The organism is Roseateles sp. P5_E11, assembly GCF_054049355.1.
Genome location: NZ_JBFUMO010000536.1, coordinates 1 through 3,972, shown reverse-complemented (window position 1 = coordinate 3,972; position 3,972 = coordinate 1). Strand labels below are relative to the sequence as shown.

Here is a 3,972-nt window from a genome sequence, read left to right as displayed (position 1 = left end):
CGCGCCCTGGGCTTCTGCGCTTCTCGGCGGTTTAGAAGGGGAGGCCCCGGAACAGCCAACAGCCAGGCCCACAAGCCGGCTGGCGCCGGCTGTTCATCACCCCCCCTCTGAGCCCGCCGAGGAACGGAAAGCCTTGAGGCCGCGCGCGCAGCGCGCTTCAAGTTCTGACTTCGCGCAGTTGTTTGAGCGCAGCGTAGCGAAGCGAGTTCTGCGCGAGGCCTCAAGGCTTGAGTACCGCAGGGCAGCCCGCTGCGAAGCTAAGGGCCGGGCGGTTCGGGGGCGACTTTTTGCCTTCTTTTTGGTCGCTCAAAAAGAAGGTCGCCCGCCGGGGCGAACTCCCGGCATGGGCCTCGCCAGCAAGCAAGCGCAACGAAAAGCGCCCAAGGCGGCCTGCCCATGCTGACCCTCTGGCGCCACCTCACCTGGCCCACCTGGCGCGACCACCCCGGGCGCGTGCTGCTCGCCATCGTCGCCGTCATGCTCGGCGTCGCCCTCGCCTTCGGCGTGCACCTGCTCAACGGCGCCGCGCTGACCGAGTTCGCCCGCGCCGCCCGCAGCGTCAACGGCCAGCCCGACCTGATCGTGCGCGCCCGCTCCGGCCCGCTGACCGACGCCGACTTCGCCGAGCTGCTCAACCGCCCCGAAGTCGCCACCGCCAGCCCGGTCATCGAAGCCCAGGCGCTGTGGCCCGGCCAGACCGGCCCCGAAGGCCGCGGCCTGTCCATTCGCCTCATCGGGCTGGACCCACTCGCCCTACTCGCCTCCGCCGCTTCCGGCCACCCCATCGCACCCGAGCTGACGCCCCAGGTCGACGGAGGCTGGACCCAGCTGCTGGGCGCCAACACCGTGCACCTGAACGCCGCGGCCCGCGCGCTGCTGCCACCCGATGCCACGACGCTGAAGCTGCGCGTCGCGCTGCCCGGCAGCACCGAGCCGCGCGACATCGAGCTCACGCTCGGCGGGCGCATCGCCGCAGGCAGCGCACCGCTGGGCGTGCTGGACATTGCCGACGCCCAGGCCTTGTTCGGCCGCCTGGGCGGGCTGGACCGCGTCGACGTGCAACTCGCCCCCGGCACCGACGCCACCGCCTGGGCCGCCACGCTGCCCGCGCGCTGGAAGGCCGCGCCGCCGGAGGACGAAGGCGCGCGGCTGTCGGACCTGACGCGCGCCTACCGCGTCAACCTCGGCCTGCTGGCGTTGATGGCGCTGTTCACTGGCAGCTTCCTCGTCTACGCGGTGCTGTCGCTCGCCACCGCTCAGCGCCTGCCGCAGTGGGCGCTCGTCGGCGTGCTGGGCGTGTCAGCGCGCATGCGCTGGCGGCTCATCCTGGCGGAGGGGCTGGTGATCGGCCTTGCCGGCACGGCGCTGGGACTGGCGCTCGGCGTGGGCCTGGCGGCCGGTGCGCTGAAGCTGATGGGCAGTGACCTCGGCCTGCATGGCGCGCGCGACTCGTCCGCCGAGCTGCTGTTCAGCCAGCCGCTGCTGTGGCCCGCCGCCGTCTACGCGCTGCTGGGCCTGGCCGCCGCGCTGGCCGCTGCGCTGGCGCCGGCGTTGACGGTGCGCCGCATCGCGCCGGCGCTGGTGCTCAAGGGCCTGGGCCTGCCGGCCGGGCGCACGCTGCCGGCCTGGGTCGGCCTAGGCCTGCTGGCGCTCGGCGCCGTGTTGGCCTGGTTGCCGCCGGTCTGGAACGACACACCCATCGCCGCCTATCTGTCGATGCTCTGCCTGTTGATGGGTGGCCTGGCGCTGGTGCCGGCGCTGGTGCGCGGGCTGACGGCAGCATTGGCACGGTTGCCCAGCAACGCACTGCTGATGCTGGCCCGCGAACGCAGCCGCGACCAGGCGACCGAAGCGCGCCGGTCGCTGGCCGGCGTCCTGGTTGCCCTGGCCCTGGCCGTGGCCATGACGGTCATGATCGGCAGCTTCCGTGAATCCCTGATGCGCTGGCTGGACCAGGCCCTGCCGGCCGACCTCTACGTGCGCAGTGCGCTGCGGGGCGCCAACGGCATTCCCACACCGCTGCCGCCACCCCTGCTGACGGCGTTGTCGCGCCTGCCCGAAGTCGCCCGCACCTCGCCCCAGCTCACGGCCCGGCTGCGGCTGGCGTCCAGCGGTGAAACCGTGGCCCTGACTGCGCGCGACATCCAGGCCGGCGGCCTGCCCCTCGTTGAAAGCTGGACGGGCCCAGCCGCGGCGGGCACCCTGGCCGTCTGGGTCAACGAAGCCGCGCGGGACCGCGACGGGCTGAAGCCGGGCCATGTCTTCCAGGGCGAGCTGGTCGACGGCGACCGCGCGCTGAAGCTGCAGGTGCGCGGTGTCTGGCGCGACTATTCGCGCCAGAACACGGCGCTGTGGATGGCGCTGGACGACTACCGCAGCGCCAGTGGCGACACCAGCACCGCCGAATTGGCACTCTGGCTGGCACCGGGCCGGTCGCTGGAATCGGCGCGCACCGCGGTTCGCCAGCTCGGCGGCGACAACGTCGAAATGGCCGCGGCGGGCGAGCTGCGTTCGCTGTCGCTGAAGATCTTCGACCGCAGCTTTGCCATCACCGTGTGGCTGCAGGCCGTGGCCCTGGCCGTGGGGCTGTTCGGCGTCATCGCCAGCCAGTCGGCCCAGGCGCTGGCGCGCAAACGCGAGTTCGGCCTGCTGCGCCATCTCGGGCTATCCAGGCGCCAGCTGCAGCGACTGCTGCTCATCGAAGCCAGCCTGTCGGGCGGCGCGGGCGCGCTGGCCGGGCTGGCGCTGGGCCTGGGCCTGAGCGTGGTGCTGGTCTACGTCGTCAACCCGCAAAGCTTTCACTGGAGCATGGAGATGCATTTGCCGGTTGCGCGCCTGGCGGCCCTGGTCGGCCTGGCCTTCGCGGYGGCGGTCGGCGCTTCGCTGCTGGCCGGCCGGCGCGCCCTCGGCGCTGACGCCGTGCGCGCCGTGAGGGAGGACGCATGAAGCGCCGCGCCCTGTTGCTCGCCGCCCTGCCACTGCCCGCGCGCGCCGCCCTCAACTTCCCGCACGACTTCGGCGCCCACCCGGCCCAGGGCATCGAGTGGTGGTATCTGACGGGCCTGCTCGGCGACAGCGAGAGCGCACCGCCACGCTTCGGCTACCAGCTGACCTTTTTCCGCCTGCCCGGCCCGGCAGCGGCCGACCATCCCAGCGGACTCGCGGCCAGGCAGTTGCTGCTTGGCCATGTCGCCTTGTCCGACCTGGGTGCGAAGAAGCAACGCCACAGCCAACGGTTGCTGCGCGGCCTGCCCGGCGCGGTGCAGGCCATGGAGGGTGACAGCGACGTCAAGCTGCGCGACTGGACGCTCAAGCGCAGCGGCGACGGCTATCGCGCCGCCTTCAACGGCCCGGGCTTCGCGCTGGCGCTGAACCTGTCCACGCCCGACGCGCCACTGCTGCAGGGCGAGGCCGGCCTGTCCCGCAAGGGGCCCGATCCCGCGCAGTTCAGCCGCTACTACTCGCGCCCCCAACTCGCCACCGAGGCCATGCTGACCCTGGACGGCCAACGCCAGCGCCTCACCGGCCGCGCCTGGCTGGACCATGAATGGAGCGACAGCCTGCTGGGCCAGGCGCAGGGTTGGGACTGGCTGGGCATCAACCTCGATGATGGACGCGCGCTGACGCTCTTCCAGCTGCGCCGCAAGGACGGCAGCCGGGACTGGGCCGGCGGCAGCCTGCGCAGCCCCGGGCAGCCCGACCGCAGCTTCACGCCCCAGGAGGTCGAGATGACGCCGCTGCGGCACTGGACCAGCCCCGCCACGGGCGCGCGCTACCCGGTCGAATGGCGGCTGAAGAGCCCCGCTGGCGAGATGCTGCTGAGCACGTATTTCGACGCCCAGGAGATCGACGCGCGAAACAGCAGTGGCCTCGTCTATTGGGAGGGCGCCGCCCAGTTGTTCGACCGCGAAAAACGGCCACTCGGCGCCGGCTACCTGGAGTTGACCGGCTACGCAGGGCGCCTGCCACTAC

Annotated in this window: 2 protein-coding genes; both read left to right on the top strand. The window is 72.3% G+C overall.

What is annotated here, in order from left to right; translation table 11 throughout:
• Positions 1 to 396 precede the first annotated feature (396 nt).
• Positions 397 to 2,946 carry an ABC transporter permease gene (locus ACXJKR_RS26445; RefSeq protein WP_457325345.1) on the top strand — a complete coding sequence of 850 codons (2,550 nt, stop codon included), beginning with the start codon at positions 397 to 399 and terminating at the stop codon, positions 2,944 to 2,946.
• Positions 2,943 to 3,972: lipocalin-like domain-containing protein (locus ACXJKR_RS26440; RefSeq protein ID WP_457325344.1), on the top strand; the 1,030-nt coding region annotated here is incomplete at its 3' end. The genes ACXJKR_RS26445 and ACXJKR_RS26440, both read left to right, overlap by 4 nt.